This is a genomic window from Rhodococcus rhodochrous, from assembly GCF_014854695.1.
In the GTDB taxonomy this organism is placed as follows: Bacteria; Actinomycetota; Actinomycetes; order Mycobacteriales; family Mycobacteriaceae; genus Rhodococcus.
Genome location: NZ_CP027560.1, coordinates 43815 through 60949 on the forward strand (window position 1 = coordinate 43815; position 17135 = coordinate 60949).

Annotated in this window: 17 protein-coding genes and 1 tRNA gene; all 18 read right to left on the minus strand. The window is 68.3% G+C overall.

What is annotated here, in order from left to right; genetic code table 11:
- Positions 1-25: 25 nt before the first annotated feature.
- The 18 genes from C6Y44_RS27755 to C6Y44_RS28315 all read right to left on the minus strand — a co-directional run bounded on the left by C6Y44_RS27755 (position 26) and on the right by C6Y44_RS28315 (position 17076).
- On the minus strand, positions 26-5854 hold the full coding sequence (locus C6Y44_RS27755; protein WP_192379239.1) for a transglycosylase SLT domain-containing protein: 5829 nt from the start codon (positions 5852-5854) through the stop codon (positions 26-28).
- Between the two features lie 6 nt (positions 5855-5860).
- Entirely contained in the window at positions 5861-6151 is a 291-nt protein-coding gene (locus C6Y44_RS27760; protein ID WP_192379240.1) for a hypothetical protein, read from the minus strand.
- A gap of 158 nt (positions 6152-6309) precedes the next feature.
- The gene (locus tag C6Y44_RS27765) at positions 6310-6741 is read right to left on the minus strand and encodes a hypothetical protein (protein WP_192379242.1); all 432 of its coding nucleotides are present in this window, start codon (positions 6739-6741) and stop codon (positions 6310-6312) included.
- 38 nt (positions 6742-6779) lie between these two features.
- On the minus strand, positions 6780-6971 hold the full coding sequence (locus C6Y44_RS27770) for a hypothetical protein (protein WP_192379244.1): 192 nt from the start codon (positions 6969-6971) through the stop codon (positions 6780-6782).
- 90 nt (positions 6972-7061) lie between these two features.
- Entirely contained in the window at positions 7062-7721 is a 660-nt protein-coding gene (locus tag C6Y44_RS27775; protein ID WP_192379246.1) for a phage tail tube protein, read from the minus strand.
- Between the two features lie 72 nt (positions 7722-7793).
- On the minus strand, positions 7794-8192 hold the full coding sequence (locus C6Y44_RS27780; RefSeq protein ID WP_192379248.1) for a phage tail termination protein: 399 nt from the start codon (positions 8190-8192) through the stop codon (positions 7794-7796).
- Positions 8189-8488, minus strand: coding sequence for a hypothetical protein (locus C6Y44_RS27785; RefSeq protein WP_192379249.1), 300 nt, complete (start codon positions 8486-8488; stop codon positions 8189-8191). The genes C6Y44_RS27780 and C6Y44_RS27785 overlap by 4 nt, the downstream gene beginning before the upstream one ends.
- Before the next feature lie 2 nt (positions 8489-8490).
- Positions 8491-8871, minus strand: coding sequence for a hypothetical protein (locus C6Y44_RS27790; RefSeq protein ID WP_192379251.1), 381 nt, complete (start codon positions 8869-8871; stop codon positions 8491-8493).
- Entirely contained in the window at positions 8868-9284 is a 417-nt protein-coding gene (locus C6Y44_RS27795; protein WP_192379253.1) for a head-tail connector protein, read from the minus strand. Before C6Y44_RS27795 ends, C6Y44_RS27790 begins: the two co-directional genes overlap by 4 nt.
- A gap of 20 nt (positions 9285-9304) precedes the next feature.
- Complete coding sequence (locus C6Y44_RS27800) at positions 9305-9664, minus strand: hypothetical protein (RefSeq protein WP_192379255.1); 360 nt, start codon at positions 9662-9664, stop codon at positions 9305-9307.
- Complete coding sequence (locus tag C6Y44_RS27805; RefSeq protein ID WP_192379257.1) at positions 9664-10581, minus strand: P22 phage major capsid protein family protein; 918 nt, start codon at positions 10579-10581, stop codon at positions 9664-9666. The genes C6Y44_RS27800 and C6Y44_RS27805 overlap by 1 nt, the downstream gene beginning before the upstream one ends.
- Positions 10582-10640: 59 nt before the next feature.
- The gene (locus tag C6Y44_RS27810; RefSeq protein ID WP_192379258.1) at positions 10641-11393 is read right to left on the minus strand and encodes a hypothetical protein; all 753 of its coding nucleotides are present in this window, start codon (positions 11391-11393) and stop codon (positions 10641-10643) included.
- 142 nt (positions 11394-11535) lie between these two features.
- Positions 11536-11607: transfer RNA gene (locus C6Y44_RS27815), tRNA-Met, on the minus strand.
- Between the two features lie 58 nt (positions 11608-11665).
- Positions 11666-11992, minus strand: a complete 327-nt coding sequence (locus C6Y44_RS27820) for a hypothetical protein (protein WP_192379260.1) — start codon at positions 11990-11992, stop codon at positions 11666-11668.
- A 34-nt stretch (positions 11993-12026) separates the two neighbouring features.
- Entirely contained in the window at positions 12027-13757 is a 1731-nt protein-coding gene (locus C6Y44_RS27825; RefSeq protein WP_192379262.1) for a hypothetical protein, read from the minus strand.
- Positions 13758-13771: 14 nt separating this feature from the next.
- Positions 13772-14827 carry a phage minor capsid protein gene (locus C6Y44_RS27830; RefSeq protein ID WP_192379264.1) on the minus strand — a complete coding sequence of 352 codons (1056 nt, stop codon included), beginning with the start codon at positions 14825-14827 and terminating at the stop codon, positions 13772-13774.
- Positions 14828-14847: 20 nt separating this feature from the next.
- Positions 14848-16410: a phage portal protein gene (locus tag C6Y44_RS27835; RefSeq protein WP_192379266.1), complete on the minus strand. Its 1563-nt coding sequence runs from the start codon at positions 16408-16410 to the stop codon at positions 14848-14850.
- A gap of 45 nt (positions 16411-16455) precedes the next feature.
- Complete coding sequence (locus C6Y44_RS28315) at positions 16456-17076, minus strand: HNH endonuclease (protein ID WP_225623920.1); 621 nt, start codon at positions 17074-17076, stop codon at positions 16456-16458.
- Positions 17077-17135: the final 59 nt, after the last annotated feature.

Consider the following 17135-nt stretch of genomic DNA (forward strand, 5'->3'; position numbering starts at 1 on the left):
GAAAAACGTTCCGGGAGTTAACATTTCACCTCCCCATCGGTCTCATGTATCCACGGGAAGCCAACTCGGCCAACCGCGTGAGACGGGTCATCGCCTCGGGGACGTCCTGGGTGACCATCGTTCCGATCGAGATGCCCTGCAGCCCAAAGGGAGACAGCGACTCGTCGATGACCTCGGCCAGCGACTCACGACCCCAGCTCGCCCACCGCTCGCCGTAGGTCTTCGACCACTCGGCCATGCGCTCTTCCTGCGGCCGCTTGTCGAAGGTGATGCCGGTGATCTCGCGCAGGCCCTTCTCGAACTCGGACTCCTCGGAACCGGCACCCTGGCCGTACTGCTCGAAGGTCTCCCGAGCCTCGGGAGCCATATTCGCGAGCATGTCCTCCTCGGACGTCGTCCCATCCGGCTGGTGCTGGAACTGCCGGATGCCGTCGACGCTGCTCGCGCCAGCAGCCCCGGCTGCGCCGGATCCGCCGGTGAGCACCGGGGATTCGTACCGAGTACCGGAGTCCTGCGGGAACTCGTACGCCCCCGCGAGGTCCTGCGGCGCGAACAACCCCGGCTCCTTCGGACCCAGGAACGATCCGGCCAGCTTCGAGATGAAGTCCGGTCGCCCGATCAGCGCGACGAACTCCTCGATCAGCTTCCACTCATCGCTGGTCAGCACGTACTCGGGCTGGCCAGTGGTGTTCAGTGCCATCGCGTCGTCCGGCAGCACACCACCGGCGTCGTACCCCATCGTCTTCGGCCAGATATTGCGGATGTGGCCGTATTCGGCGTCCGCATACCGGATACCGGCGACGATGTTGGCGAGCGGGTCGTACGGGTCGTCCGGCAACGCGGGGTCCCGGTGCGCCTGGAACGTCGGGTCGATCGTCTGGATCAGACCCTTCGACGGCGTGCCGGCCTGCGCGTTCGAGTCCCACAGGTTGATCGCCCGAGGGTCGCCGGAGGACTCGATCTCGATCTGCTTGAGCACGATGTCGGCATCCGACGGATCGTGCCCGGTGCGTTCGAGCGCCTCGAGCACCACCGAGCGCCACTGCTCCGCTCCGGCGCCGACCTCGAACGTTCCCGCCGACGCGGCGTCGCGTTCACTGGCACGGCCCCGCATCATCTCGAGCGACTTGTCGAGCAGCGTGTCGAACGCTGCCCGCGGGATCCGGCCGAACTCACCGACCCCGGGGAACGGGTCCGGGATGGTGTTGCCCAGTGCCCGCATCGGCCTCTCGAACAGCGACGCCACGGCGCTACCCAGCAGGTTGCGCGCCGACCGTGCCGCCCCCGAGATCACCGATCCGAGCTTGTCGAGCAGCGAAGGATCGACGTCACCGACCGGGGCGTCCATTGCCCAGTGCACGTGATCGGAGTGGCCTCCGATCGCACTGGTCGGGCGTCCCTCGTCGATGTTCGGCCCCGGATCCCAGAACAGTTCGAGCGAGTCCGGGAAGGCTGTCGCGATCCAGTCCGCGTATCCCTGCTTGTTCGGGCCGTCGAGGTCGATGGCCTTTCCGCCCATGTGGAAGTCGAAGCCGGAGCCGACGTCCTGGGTGCGGGTCGCCGAGGTCAGGAAGACATCCGGGAATGCTTCGCGGATCTTGTCCCACATCGACTGCTGGACCACCGTGGTGATCTGCACGCCGTCCATGACGATGCCACCGTCGGCGTACGCACCGAGGAACTTGCGCACCCCGTCGACGCCACCGGAGCGGGCCGCCTGGTTCGCGGCGTCCACATAGTCGGGGCCGACCGCCCGCGTCCACTCGGGACGCATGATCGCCTCGCCACCACCGACCGCGATGAACCGGTCGTCGATGCCCGGGCTGTAGCCGGACATCACGCCGTGGACACCACCGTCGGCGTACGCCTTGACCTTGCGGCCACCGCTGCCCTTGGCGGCGGAAGAGCCGATCCCGGCGATGGGTTCGAGCGTCTCGAGCCCGATCTTGCTGGCGATCGCGTTCCAGAACGAGACGATCCCGTTGTTGTAGACGGTGTCGATCACCCAGTCGACGACGGAGCCGAGCTTGTCCTTGAGGCCTTCCCAGACCTCGCCGATCTTGCCGACAATGGTGCCGAACTTCTCGTGGAGGGTGTCGAGCCCGGACGACAATCCGGGGAACTGCTCCTCGACGATCCTCCCGACGCCTTCGCCGATCTTCGACGGCAGCTCACCCCAGGAGGTGACCGCGCCGTTGGTGATCTTGGCGAGGAAGTCGTCGGCCAGGCCGCCCAGTCCTTCGGTGCGCAGGGTGTTCCAGGCGGGCATGATGTGCTCGTTCCAGCCCGAGACGACCCCGTCGCGCAGCCCGGTCCACGCGGTGGAGGCCTTGTCGCCGATGTAATCGGTGAACGCGCCTCCGAGTTCGACGACCTTGTCCTTGGCGGTGTCGAGAGCGGGGAACAGCGTCGTGTCCCACGTCTGGACCAGCCCGTCCCAGCTCAGGCCGTTGTGCTCGAGGTTCGTGCCGGTGTTGAGCTGGCTTTCCAGCTGCCCTTCCAGGCCGCCGGAGACCGGCCCCGGACCGCCGGAGAACAGTCCCGGATCGCCCGGAATCTCGCCGGGTCCGAGCATCCCGGCGCCGCCACGCGAGCGGCCCCGGCCACCGGCACCACGGGCCTCGAGATACGCGGTCTGCTCGGCCGGGGACAGCGCGTTGAACTGCTCGTCGGTCAGCTCCTGCGCGATGACGTTGCGTTCGGGGTACTTGAGGTTGGCCGTGCCGGGACGTTCGGTGCCGTCCCTGTTGATCAGCGGCCGACCGTCCTCGAGACGCCGCCGGTTCTCCTCCTGCCAGTTCCAGGCATCGCGGTTGAAGCCGAAGCCCGAACCCCATGCCCGCTTCCAGGAGCCGAGCCAGCCGCCGCCCTCGAAGTCGTCGACGCCGGTGAGGTCCTGCTTGTTGTTGTCCGCACCGCGCCCGGGATGGTTCCCGGAACCGACGAAGACGTCGGCGATGCGGTCCTGCAACGAGCCCTCCACCACGGGAGTGCCCCAGCTCGAATGGTCGAGCAATTCGCCGTGCCGGTTGTAGATCCGGCCGTCCTCACCGTCGTAGACCGCGGTGCCCTCACGCTTGCGCAGCGTGCCGCGCGCATCGCCCTGCGGGGTGTTGATCGTCGGCGGCAGCTGGAACGGATCGTCGGTCTTCGGCATGTCACCGGTGATCGGCCCGAGCGCCGTCTCCCACCCGGACGGGCTCGGCTCGGTCTGCTCGAACGTGCCGTCGTCGTTGACCTTGACCTGCTCGCGCTTGGCGGTGACCGGCTTGCCGTTCTCGTCGAGGACGGGGTTGCCGTTCTCGTCGATGATCGGCACGTCCACCGTTTCGGTGGCCGGCGCGGGCTGCGGATCGGGTAGGAACGGTTTGGCGAGGTCGGCGGCGATCTCGATGCTCTTGACGATCGCCTCGACGATGGTCTTGACGTCGGAGAAGAACGCCTTGATCTGGGCCTGGCCCTCGGGTGAGCCGAACACCTCGGCCCAGTGGTCGGTGGCCTTCTCGATGCTGTCGAGCCAGGAGTCGCCGACGTCGTCGCTGCCGTCGAACAGGCTCATGGCCATCGACGAGATGTTCCTGACGATGTTCCACAGCTGGACGAAGGTGTCGATCGCGTTCTGCATGAAGTCGTGCAGCTGCGACTGGCCCGTCGTCTCGTTGATGGTGGTGGCCATCCGGTGGATGGTGTCGGCGAAGTTGCCGGTCCCTTCCTCGAACTCCGCGGTGATTCCGGGCAGGAAATCGGAGCCGACCAGGGTCAGGTCGTACATGGCCTTGGCGATGTTGCCGAAGCCGTCGAGCAGGGGACCGAGGGCGGTGGTGACGTTGTCGAAGATCGTGGTGATCCCGGCCTGCTGCTCGGGCAGCATCAGCCATTCCATCGCCGACTGCAGCTTGGTGTTGAGCACGTCGGCCAGCCCCGTGAGGCTGGTCGTCATCATCGGCAGGTAGGTCTGCGCGAGGCTCTGCAGCTGCGGCCCGAGATTCTCGAACAGCGAGTCCTGCACCGCCAGGCGCAGGGTCTTCCACTCGTCCCCGAGTTCGCGGGTCATCTCCACGAACTGGCGGGCGTTCGGCGACAGGTTCTCGAGAGCCTGCTGGTACTCGTCGAGTGACGACGCCGTCTCGGACTGGGCCTTGGCCAGCGCGTCGTAGGCGTCGGCGATCTGGCGGGCGGCCTGCTCGTTGGCGCGGGCGACGTCCCGGTGGGTGCGGTCGAGGTTCTTCTCGGCCTCGATGACTCGCTCGTCGGCCTCGACGATCCGGTCCTTGGCGGCGACGACCTGCTCCGAGCCTTCGACCCCGAGCCGGTTGGCCTCCTCGGTTTCCTTGCGCAGATCACCGTTGCGTTCGCGCACCTCGGCGAGCCGCTGGACGGCCTGGTCGTAGTCGATCTTGGCCGCGCGCCGGTCCAGATCGGCGTCCGGGCCCTTGAAGTCGTTGCGCTGCAGTCGGCGGCGGGCCCGGTCGACGGCGAGCATCGCCGATTCCTCGTCGATCGCGGAGCCCTTGAGCGCGAGGTTGAGGTCTTCGATCCGCTCGACGGCGTCCTCACGGGCCCGGGTCAGATCCTCCTGGGCCTGCTTCGACGCCTTCTGCGCGTTCTGGACGTTCTTCTCGGCCTGCTCGATCGACTCGGCGCCCTGCTCGGCGGTGCGTGAGGCGTTCTCGTAGGCGTCGGCAACGGACTGCTGCGCGTTCTCGACCGCCTCGGCGGTGGCCTTCTGCTCCTTCTCGGCGTTCTTCGCGGCCTCCGCGCCCTTGGTGAAGGCGTCGGTCACCCCGGACATGCCGATGGCGATGGTGCCGATCGTCGTCGCTGCGGCGGTAGCCATCGCCGGGAGCAGAGAGATGACCCCGGCAGCCTGGACCACCTGCCCGATCAGGGGCACGAGCGAGACCGCGGCCAGCCCCATCAGGGCGGTCTTGGCCAGCCCGATCACCGACCCGAACTGCCCGAACAGGCCGATGAGCAGGTTCAGGGGGTTGATGTTCGGGAAGCTGGGCATGGCCGCGATCTGCGCCGCGATCATGGCGAGCATGGCCTGCATCGCCGCCAGCGAGGCCATCGCCGCACCGGTGTCGAGGTTGAAATTGACCCGGATCGGATGCTCGGCCCACATGCGGAACATCTGCACCTCGGCCATGGCCTGGGAGGTGTCGACCCGCAGTTTGACGTCGATGGTGCGTTCGGCCATGCCGAGCAGCCCGTTGAGCGAGGACAGCTCCCCGGCCGCACCCCCGACGTCGAGGTTCAGTCGCATGTCGAGGGTTCGGCCGGCGAACTGGCGCAGCGAGGCGAGCTGGACGACCGCGTCGGTGGTGTCCAGGCTCAGGTCCATGTCGATCGTGCGATCGCGGACGAACTCGTCGAGCGTGGCCTCGGCGACGGTGGTGTCGACGTCGACCGTGGCGGTGATCGTCTTGTCCGAGGTGCCCAGCAGCGAGTTCAGGGAGGCGAGGTCACCGGCCGCGCCCCCGAGGTCGAGATCGAGTTTGATCTCCAGGGGCCGGTCGGCGAGCTGCCGGAAGGCGGTCAGCTGGGCGGTCGCGGCGCTGGTGTCGAGCCGGGTGCCGAGCTTGATGGTGCGATCGAGGCTTTCGATCTGGGTGGTCAGCTGCGAGCGCAGCAGATCAGTGTCGAGCTGGGCCTCGATTTTGATCGGGGGCAGACGCATGGTGCGCATCTGCGTTTCGAGCCGGGACCGGAACCGGTGGATGTTCTCCGGTTCGATCGGGATCTGCAGCGGCTTGTTGAACGCCTCGAGGCGGGCCTCGACTTGCTGGAAGAACGTGCCCCAGTGCGGCGAGATGGTGAGCCGAGCAGAACCGGCGTTGTAGGAGTCGGACATCGGTCCTCAGCCCCCCTTCACGCCCAATCGGGCAAGGATGTTGTTGACGTAGGCCTGGTCCCGTTCCCGTTCGAGTTGCTGCAGTGCAGTGACCGGACGCGGCAGAGGCCGCGGCGGAGGGGTGTTGTTGCCGTTGACACGGCGCAGAGTGACGTCGAGGCTGCGGATCGCCTCGAGCGTGGCCATCTGCAGGTAGACCGACTGGGAGTAACCGAGCGGTGTCGGCGGTAGCGGCTCGGCCTGGTCCTCTTCGGACCCGATTTCCGGGAGTCTGGCCTTGGCCAGCTCGACGTCCATCGCCCGAGCCGCCGCATAGTGCGACTCGGGCGGGAGACGATTGACGAACCGGATCAGCTGAGGCCAGGGTCGGCGGCCACGGAAGTAGTCGAGAAGATCGACGCCCAGTCGCTCTTGGAGGTCGTATTCGATCTCGTAACCGAACCGGTCGATCAGGGCTACGAGACCGTGGATCCCCCCGGGACATCAGCGGCCCCGTTCGAGCCCGCGGCGGGCTTGGGGTTGAAGTGGGCCTGCACGTCCTGCATGAAGCGGTGTGCGACGTTCATGTGCTTGTTGCACAGCAGCTCGGTCCACACCCGCTCGAAGGCATCACCGCAGATCGCCTTGAGCACCGGCAGGAATCGCTGCGGGGTCAGGCGGCCGCCGGAGGCGTACAGCTCGGCGATGGCCACGATGCGGCCCGACTCGACGGGCTCGGTGATGACGATCGGCGGGTCGAACTCCTTGAGGACGTACGGCTCGGCGGGCACGTAGCCCTCCATCGCCTCACGTTCGAGCTGCGCGAAATGGCCCAGCTCCTCGGTGTCGACGACCTTCTCGGCCTCGGCGTCGATGGTGGGCTTGATCAGCGGGTTGTTCTTCGACACGGGTTCTCTCCCTGGGGTCTGTTCGTACGGATCGGGGGTTACTTGCCGGACTTGGCGTCGTCGGCGGGCTTGGTCTCGGCCCGGACGGGGGTCGCCTTGGCGGCGGGCGCGGGGAGCTCGGCGTAGCCGGAGCCGCGCAGGTTGTGGTAGTCCCGCGCGCTCTGCGCGGTGACGATCCGGCCGGTGCTCACGTGCTTGAGCGGACGCGGAAAGGTGAGTTCGGAAGCCATCGGGTTCTCCTGGGGCACCCCGCGAAAGGAGTGGTCGGCCCGGGTGCGCGCCGCGCGGGGATCAGCGGCGCGCACCTGGCCGTGGCGCCCTTACGGGGTGCCGATGGTGAATCCGGCCTCTTCGACGAGCTGGGCCCAGCCGGGGCCGCCGAAGAACAGCCGCGAGCTGTAGCCGAGGACGTCGTCGACCTTCGCCTTGACCGTCATCGGGTAGGCGATGGCGGACTCGGGGTTCCAGTCCTGGGCGGCGACCTCGGCGATCGAGGCGCGCGGCAGGACGCGGCCGAAGTAGATTTCTTCGCCGGGCTTGCCGTCCACGGCGAGGAAGATCGTGCGGTAGTAGGTCGTCGACGGGTCGGTCGGCTCGGAGAACTGCACTTCCTTCGTCACCGGATCGGCGGTGATCGCCGACAGGTCGACGTTGTGGTACATCTCGAGGACCTTCTTGGACGACTGGATCGGCGTGAAGCCGACCGACAGCGTCCGCTTGATGATGTCCTCGCGGACCTCCTCGAGCACGCCCCAGGCCTCGACCGCGTTGGACTGGGTCTCGGGGGTGAACGTCGGGGGTGCGTCCTTGCTGATCAGGCCCACCGACTCGAAGCCGGTGAAGGCGACGAGGTCGGCGGCCGCGCCGGTAGTGAACGAGACCGGGATGGACGCGGACATCGGTGCAACGAGCACCGCGCCGCGGGTGGCCTTGCGAACCAGGTTGGCCTTGAAGTCCTGGATGGTGGCGATCGACGCCATGGGCACTCCTTGGAAACGGAAAACGGCCCTCCCTGGTGGGAGAGCCGTTTGGGGGGACGGTGGCGGGGCTGTTCAGAGGGGCCGGAAGGTCAGGCCGTAGGAGGCGAGCACCGCCCGGTTCTGCGGGTCGATGTCGGGCACCCGTTTGATGCCGGTGACCTCGCGGGCGTGGTCGATCAGCACCCCGCCGGGGGCGGTGCCGGCCGAATTGAGCACCCGCCTGCGCACCTGGCCGGAGATCTGCATGGACTCGCGGCGGGTGTGGGAGAACACCTCGACGTCGATCACGGGGCGGTCGTTGAACCCGTCGTTGCCGCCACCGACCCGGTTGATCAGCAGGATCGGCAGCTTGGACAGGTCGAACTTGCCGTCCTCGCCGACCGGCACGGAGGTGCAGGTATGGCCCAGATCGGCGAGCAGATCGCACATGACCTGCTCGGCGTCGGGCCATTCGAGGTCGCCGTAGCTCACATCGCCTCCAACATCTCGGCGCCGTCGCGCATGACGCGCTCGGCGGCGTTGTAGCGGGTTCCGTGCTCGCGGAACCGGGCGTAATGCCCGAAGGCGTAGGTGACCGACACGAGGTTTCCGTCCTCGTCGTGGCCGGTGTAGGCCACGACCGAGCGCGAGTTGAAGCCGGTGCGTTTGCGGGAGTTCGCGGTCCAGTAGTTCGCGAGCTGGGTCGCTTTGCCCTGCAGCGCCTCGCGTAGGTCCTCGCCGTCGCTCATCAGCCGGTCGAGGTCGTTGCCCGCGGCGTCGTACTCCACGGTCAGACCACTTCCTCGAGGGTGAAGCGCAGTCCGGGGGTCCAGCCGGTGAACGGATTGCGTGGCACCATCGGGTCGCCGCTGATGTTGACGATCCGGCCGTTGGGCAGCTCGATCCGGTCACGTCCACGCACGTCGTCGTCGGTGTTGGTGCTGGTCACCGACACGCGGTTGGTGCGGCGTTCGCCGTCCTCGACGTTGCGTCCGGCCCAGCTCTTGCCGATTGCGCAGGGCCCGATCTGGTGCGAGCGCAGGTACCCGTCGACGATGTCGACGTTCGGCCGGAGCGGGTCGGGCAGGACCGGGTCGCCGTGCTGGTCGAACTCGACCGCCCGGAACACCCACAGCATCGACCCGGCGGGAAAGTGCAGGCCTTCGCTCATGTCAGCCCCGGGGTGCGGGAGCCGAGGCCGTTGAGCTTGAGGATCGTGCGAGCGGGCTCGCACAGCTCACCGGTCGCCTTCTTGATGTCCTCGGCGGTGGGCAGGTTGGTGTAGGACACCGAGCCGCCGTCGACGGACTGGGAGGACACCTGCGGGGCCTGGCCGAGGTTGCCGCCGAGCGGATTGATCTTCGCGGCCTTCCAGAACGCGACCTGCTGGCAGGTCGCGTCCCGGAAAGCGTTGCGCACTGTCACTGCGGTAGGGAGCCGATTGGCGTCCGCTTCGTACCGGTCGAACCGGGTTTCCTTGTTGACGATCAGGCTCGCCTGCAGCAGTTGCATGTGCGCGTCGTCGGGAATGCTCCCGAGCCACGGGACCAGATCGGCGGGTTCGGCGTAGATGGGGATGTCCATGCGCTGACCTGCCTTTCCGGTTACTCGTCGGCGACGAACCAGCCGCGGATCGTGTCGATCTTCTTGCCCTTGAGCTGGGCGTCGGTCTTGCCCTGGGCCTTGGCGTAGGCGACCCATTCGTCGCGGTCGGCGTCGGCGGCGGGCATCTCGAGCTGCGCGGTGAGAGCGACCAGGGAGACGGCAGCCTCGTCATTGGCGGCCTCGAGCTCGGCCTGGGCGGCCTTCGCGGCCTCAGTGGCGGCGGAGACCGCGGTCTTGGCCTCGTCGGGGGTGCTCGACCCCTCCTCGATGCGTTCCCAGCGGGCCAGACCGGACAGGTACGACGGATCGTCGTGCAGTGTCACGGTCTGGCCGCTGTTCCGGTTACGGAAGGTGGGCATCAGGCTGCGTCGTCGCCCTTGAGCAGGACCGCGCGGTTCGGGTCGATCGTCTTGACACCGAAGAGGGTGTCGAGCGAGACGATCGCCTTCTTGAACTTGATGTCGTAGTCCATGGCGATGCGGATCGACAGGCCCTTGTAGGACACGACCTGCGCGTTCGCGCCCGGGGGCACCGCGAGGGCGGCGGAGGCGAAGCAGAAGGCGTTCGGGTGGAACGCCACGCCGACCTCGGTCGTGGGCTGGCCGGCGGCCGGGGTGGCGGCGGGCTGGCCGACGTTCTGTGTGCGGTAGACGTCGAAGCCGAACAGGTCGTTGCCGACCGAGCCGCGACGCAGCGCCTCGGTGCTGCCGGACTTGTCGGCGTACTTGACGACGTCCGAGTTGAGCCAGTGCGCCTTGAAGGTGGGGCCGATGACCGCGCGACGCTGGCTCTCGGGGACGTTCTTGATGTCGAGCAGGCGACCGGCCTCGATCAGCGACTCGGGGCGCTTCCACTCGAAACCGGTCTGAGTCGACAGACCGGCCTCCTGGGTCACGTCGTTGCGCAGCGACAAGATGGTGCGGTCGATGAGCTGCGAGAGGCCTTCGAGGGCGGGGGTGAGCAGCTGCTCGTCGAAGTCCGCGATGTCGAGGGTCAGCTCCTTGCTGGTGACCTCGAACGAGACGTCGCCGATCGTGTCGAGCACGACCGGGATGCTGCCCTCGTTCGCCGTCTGGATATCGATACCCGTGGCCGGGTTGAAGACCTTGCCCTCGAACGTCGCGGGCTTGCGGATGTTGATGGTGTCACCGACGGTGTCCGCCTGGAAATCGTTGGAGATGTCGCGGTAGACCAGCGGCAGCATCACCGTGGTCTCGTACAGCGTGGCCAGTGCCTGGCGGGCGATGACATCGGGGGTGAGGAATGCGTTGGGCACGAGGGCTCCTTATTTAGTTGTAAACGGTTGGGGGAGAACAGAACTCACCCCGGATGGGGTCAGCGGTTGCGGCTGCGCCGCTCGGAGCGGAGCTTGCGGAGCGCGTCGATGTCGGAGGCCTCGGGGCCTCCGGCGTTCGGGTCTCCGTTGCCGCCGGCGCCGTCACCGCTGCTGCGCGGGGGCGCGGCAGTGGCCTTGCGCAGGCGGGGATTTGCCTCGACAGCACGGTCGATGGCCGCGCCGATCAGCTCGTCCGCGTCGGCCGCGTTCGGGTCGATGTCGCGGATCGAGTTCAGGAACGAGCGCGAGTCGAGAAGTTCGCGCGGATCGGCCTCACCGGCCAGGCGGAAGATCGCCAGTTCACGGTCGCGTTCGAGCGCGCGCTGCTCGGCGGCCTGTGCTCGTTTTTCGGCCTCGCTCGCCTTGGAGGTGGCCTGCTCGACGAGCTGAACCGGGTCCGGCTCTTCCTCCTGGGGGAGGTTGATGCCGAATGCCTGACTGACGGTCTTGCCGAACTCGGCCTTGAACTCGTTCAGGGCCTCTTCGCGGGCCTGCCGCGCTGCCTCGGCGGCAGCTTCGGCGATGGCCTCGGCGATCGCGTCCTTGTTCTCCTTGCGGAGGTTCTGGTTCTCGCGGCGCAGTCGGCGGGCCTCGGCGAGGGTGACGGGCTGATTGTCGTCGGCCTCGCCGCTCGGGGCACCGGGCTGGACCTGGGGTTCGGTGCCGGTGCCGGTGCCGGGCTCGGTGCCGGTGCCGGGCTGGACCTCGGTCGAAGTGCCGGTGACCTTGTCGTCGGTGCTGTCCTTGGGCATGGGGGTTCCCTTCTGCCGCGCCTGGCGGCCATGTGGGTTGTGGGGTAGACACCAGACAGCGCCGGGCTGTCGATGCCGGGTGAAGGAGCCCGTACGCCAGGTACGGGTGAATCACCTACCGGTCAGAAACCGGCGGTGACGGTGGGGACGGCAGGACTCGAACCTGCGACGACCGGCGTATGAAACCGGCGCTCTGCCACTGAGCTACGCACCCTCAGTAACGCCGAAGGCCCGCCACCCCAGCGGGGAAGCGGGCCTTCGACCTGCAACGTCTACCGTTTGCCGACGCGGGACTTCCATCCCTTCGGCGGCCACACCAGCGTCTCGGCGTACTCCGGGTCGGAGATCATCGCCAACTCGCGACGCTCGGCGTAGGTCTGCATCAAGTCCTCGTACATCTGCGCGGCGTCCTCGGCGGACCGCTCTTTGATCGGGAACACCCGGTCCCCGTCGTGCGAGAGCGGCTCGACCCGGTCGGCGAAGCGCAGCACCGAATAGCAGCCGGTGTAGCCGTCGACGACGAACACCCCGGGATACAGCTCGCACACCAGCCGGGGATAGGTGTCCCCGACGGTGATGTGGGTGGCTTCAACTTCCATCAAGGCACGTCTCCTTCGTGGGTGTGTTCGGCATTCACTCTGCCTCGGACTCCGCGCGGAGGCGTTCGTACTCGGCGCGGGTCATCCCATCCGGGACACTCGCCCCGAACGCACGCAGCGCCGCGAGCTCGTCCTCGCTGAACGCCGGGGCGTCGGGCGACTCGCGGTCCGGGACCACCGTGAACGGAATGTCCAGCTCCCGCAGTCGCGGCCCGTATCGGTCGGCGTCCGCATGGTCACGGAAGACCACCTGCTGCACCTCCGACAGCGACAGTCCCGAGTGGATCTGCGCCTCGACGTAGACCCGCTGGTAGAAGCCCTCGTCGTCATCGTCGTCGGTGCCCTCGGCCAGCCACGCGGCATAGTCCTCCGGGGTGCGATGCCCCAGACGGGCGGCCAGCGCCGGGTTGCCGGAGAACTCGCCCGGATCGTTGAGCGGTCCGGGGAAGATGCTCTCCGAGCCGGCCAACGAGTCCCCCACGTTGACGCTGGTACGGCGGTTGCGCACGTCGTCGTTGAGGATCAGCGCGATCCGGCCGTAGGTGTCGGCACCGGACGGGGCCCCACCGGGGTCGCGGATGTAGCCGTAGATCGGGGGATGCTCGTGCTCACCGAACCAGGCCGTCTCGATCCGGGCCCGGTCGTCGGGGGCGTGCGTACCGACACCGGTCAGCGCCCCGTCGTCACGCTGGGACAGCAACCGGCCCGCGTCGAGGATCGCCCCGAAGTTGCGGGACGGCACGTTCACCGCGACCTGACGGCCCTCGAGGAACTGCGCCAGGCCGTCGCGGGCCATTTCGATCGCCTCGTCGGCGTCGATGTCCTTGCGCTTGAGTGCCCGCTCGAGACTGCGCTGGTTCTCGTAGACCAGCTCGGCGCGGAACCGCTCACCGGACGCCTCGTCGAGGTCTCTGATGATGTCTTCGATCTCGGCGACCTCGTCGGCGTCCCCGGCGTCGATCGCCGCGCGCCGCTCCCGGTACAGCTCGGACTCCTCGCTGGGGGAGCCGAGATAGTCCGGCACATCGGTCTCCCCGATCGGCGAGCGATCCGGGGCCGGTTCGGGCCACTCGCGGGTGGCCTGCACGATCTGCCCGATGGTGTCCTGGACGTCGAACTCCTGGCGCGGGTTCTCCAGGTTCATGAAGAAGTAGTTGTCCATGCCGCCCTGGGGGCCGCCGGTCAGGGCCATCCCCTCGTCGTCGACCCGGAAGTTCAGGCTCGTGTGCGCGACCTTCTGCCCGGTGTCGTCGTGCATGTGCAGATTGGCCCAGACCGACTCGACCTCGTCGAAGTCGTTGCGCTCGAGCTGCACACTCTCGACGCGGACCTCGATGCCGGTGTCGTAGCGGCCTGCGATGTTCTCGGCCAGCGCCGCCCGGACCTCCTCGTCGCCGCGTTCGCCGTTGGAGGCGCTACGGATGTCTGCGGGGTCGGGCACCGTGCCTTTGGGCGGGCCGACCTCGGCCGCCGGGCTCGCCTCCGGGGCGATCACCCCGTCGGACTTGTCGAGCAGTTCGTCGAGCGCGTCCTCGGGGTCCACGTCGTCGGTGCCGTCGTCCTCGTCGTCGTGGTCCTTCGGCGCCGCGGGGGCCTTGGGGTCGTCGGTGTCGAGCGTCCGGCGTCGCTCGTGCGCACTGGTGCGGCCCGAACCCCGGTGCAGCTCCCCGGTGCTCGGGTTGACCCGGATGATCGAGCCGATCGGCACGCCGTAGCGCTCGGCGCCCTCGGGGGTCCGTACGCGGCGATAGCGGGCACGAGGCATGGGCGTTCACTCCTCTACAGAGGGACGCCGATCTGCTCGCGGCGTCGGATTCGGGGAATGCCGGTCTCGTCGACCAGCTCGCGCACCTGCTTCTGCAGCGCGCGGATACGGGCATCGGCCGCTCGGCGGGCCGTGTCGTCGAGTGCCGCCTCTCGCACCCGTTTCTGGGCGCGGATACGGCGTTCGAGCCCGCGAAGTTTCTGGGTGGCCTTGTAGGCGGCCGGATCGACCGGCGGCGGCTCGGGCAGCGGCCCGTCCCCGGGCGTCCACAGCCGCAGTGCGTGACGGCAGTTCGGATGCTCGAAGCCGCGTGCGCGGGCCTCGGGCAGGGTGGCCACGACCGGTGCGGTGGTCGGGCGGCCGGTGATCGACAGCAGGCGGCCCTGGAACGGGGCGCACAGATCGGAGCAGTTCGCCACCGTCGTCACCCGCACGATGTCGTAGCCGTGCTCGACGCACAGCGCCGCGTAGGCGTCGTTGGCGGCGACCCGCGCGGCGGTGCGCGTGCACATCTCGACGTAGGAGACGACATTCCAGCGCCGCTTCGACTTGGTGCTGACGTAGCCGGTGATGCCCTGGGCGGCGGCCCGGTCGAGGACCTGCTGGGCCAGCCGCAGCCGACCGGCGGTGCCGCCGAGCCGCTGCGAGACGACCTCGCGCATCACCTGCCGGTAGATGCCGTCGGTCGAGGCCACCAACTGCGGATACATCGCCGACAGCGACGGCATCAGCCCGGCCGGGGCGTGCACGAGGGTCTGCGGTGGGGTGCGCGGGAACAGCGGCGCAGCCGAACGCAGGATCGCCGGGGGCAGATCGGCCTCGGCGGCGCGACGACCCTCGATCGCCGCCCGTGCCAGCGCCTCCCTCGCCGCACCGCGAGCCTGGCCCAGCAGCCGGTCGAGCACCGCACGGATCTGCGCGCGCCGGCCGAAGCTGCCCGGCACCGATCCCGGGGAGCGGGTTTCGGCGCGCACCCAGTCGGCGACCATCGCCAGAAGGGTGCGTTCGGCCCCGGCGTACAGGGCCCGCAGTGCCGCGACGATGCGTTCGAGCTGTTCGGGGGTGAGCACGAATCTCACCCCCGATCAGATCAGAACTGGTGGTTCTCCTCGTCCGGGTCCGGGGCCTGCTCGACGACGCCGAGCTGGGCCTTGCGTTCCTCGTCCTTCTTGATGCGGTCGAGCTCGTCGTTGACGTCGTCGCTCGACCAGTTCGGGTTCTGCTGACGCACCGCCTGCTCGAGGGAAAGCACCCCGGAGGTGTAGAGCGTCGAGATCGTCTGCGACATCTCGGTCGGAGACTGGTGCGCGCGCACCGGGAACCGCACCTCGGGCATCTCCCGCAGCCCCAGGCCGGTGCCGAAGATCGCCGCGTCCAGCTCGAAGCCGGTGCGGGCGAACGGCCGCAACTTGGCCTTGAAGGCGTTGATCTTGCGGTCGCGGGTGCGTTCGGACAGCCGGTCCTTGGAGTTGACCTCGGTCGCGGTCTGCTGCGACTGCACACCGACAGCCAGCGAGTTGTCGGCGAAGCTCGACGACGACAGGCCGGTGCCGCGCAGGATCACGTTGAGCAGTTCGGCGACGGTGTGGGCGTACTCGAGATAGCGGATCGCGAACTGGTTGGCCTGCACCGGGGCACCACCGGAGGCGGCCGAGCCCATGCCCGGGGCCATGGCGGTGAAGATCGACTGCTCGGAGTCCCAGTGCAGCCCACCGCCGGTGCCGCCGGATTGAAGCATGTCCTCGGCGACGAACAGGCGGGCCTTGCCCAGTTCGATGTCGCGCATCCACGCGCTGTAGGTCTCGTCGAGGGCGTCGAACACCGGCTCGAGACCCTCGAAGTCCGAGCGTCCGAGCTGGGACAGGCCCGGCTCGTTGCGCCAGCGCCGCGCCGCCCCGTTGGGCACATACGTCGCGGTCAGGCCCCGCACACCGGTGGGGATCGCGCCTTCCTCGTCGACCAGCGGCGCCGCCCACTCGGTGGACGGATGCTCGGTCAGCGGCAGCTTGCGGCCCAGACGGCTGCGGTCGCCCTGGTAGAGGCCGTGGATGATGCGGCCGGGTTCGTGCCGCTCGAGGTGCCGGTACAGCACCCCGTCGTCGTCGTGCACGATCTTCCAGAAGGTCACCGCGACGAGGGTGTCGTAGCGGAAGGTCGGGATCGCCGCGTCGGCCGCGACCGACCCGAGCCGCACCTTGTCGGCGATGTCCTTGTCCCACCACCAGCGCAGATACGAGCCGCCGAGCACCGACCCGAGTTCGGCGGACTCGGTCAGGCTCATCGTCGAGTCGTCCTCACCGAGGAGTTTCTGCAGCCGGTCCTGGGTCTTCTTCCGGTCGCCGATCGCGTCGTTCTCGCCGACGACGAACATCGGGCGCTGGGCGAACACGAGATCGCCCATGGTGCGGGCGACGTCGGCCGGCGCGGGCACGTGCAGTCGCCGCGAGTGCTGCTGGTTCGGTCGGCCCCAGAAGTAGCGGTCCCAGAACGCGCGCACCGCCCCGACCACCGAGACCTTCGGCCGGTTCTGCTCCTCGTAGATCGCCGCGAGCGCATCGACATCACCGATGTGCCAGGCGTTCCACGCGAACATCTCCTTCTGCGCTCGGTCGTACGGGCGAGGGGGCCATTCGGCCCCTTTGTCGGGAAGCATGGGCGCTCCTCTCAGGCCGGATAGCGGCCCGAGAGGAGGGCGACGCTATGAAGTTGTCAGGGAGGGCATCGACGAGCCTTTGCGAAGGTTGCAACCGGCGTGCGCCGGACGGAGGTTGTCGTTGCTGTGCTCGCCACCCCGAGCGAGCGGGACGACGTGGTCGAAGTGCAGGTCAGGCCACGAGTCGATGTCGCCACCGCACAGGTGGCAGACCATGCCGTGCTCGGCGAGGACGAGGGTGAAGTCGACCTTGCCGACCGTGGCGGCACGGATGCGTCCTCGGCGCTTGAGCCGCTGACGCTGGTAGTTCTCGCGGGCCTTGGCGGGGTTCTTACTGGCCCAACGGCGGAAGTTCTCTGCCGCCCGTTCGGCGTTGGCCTCACGCCAGCGGGCCGCGTTGGCGCGGTGCTGATCGGGGTTGGCCTCGCGCCAGCATTTGCTGCGGGCGCTCTCGACCTCGCGGTTCTCCCGCCAGCGGCGGACCTCGCGGTCCCGGACCTTCTCGGGATTGCGGAGCTTCCACTGCCGGGAGTCGGCGTTCTTGCGAGCTCGATTAGCGGCGTCGTAGTGGTACTGGCACAGGCCGGTGTAACGACGAGGGCGGTCGCAGTCATCGGTCGAGCACAGATCGCCCGTGGGGGACTTGGTTTGGATCGGGGCATCCATGTCCCGACCGTCGCGGGCGCGTTGATAGTGCGCCCGGCAGAACCCCTTCGCGAGTACCT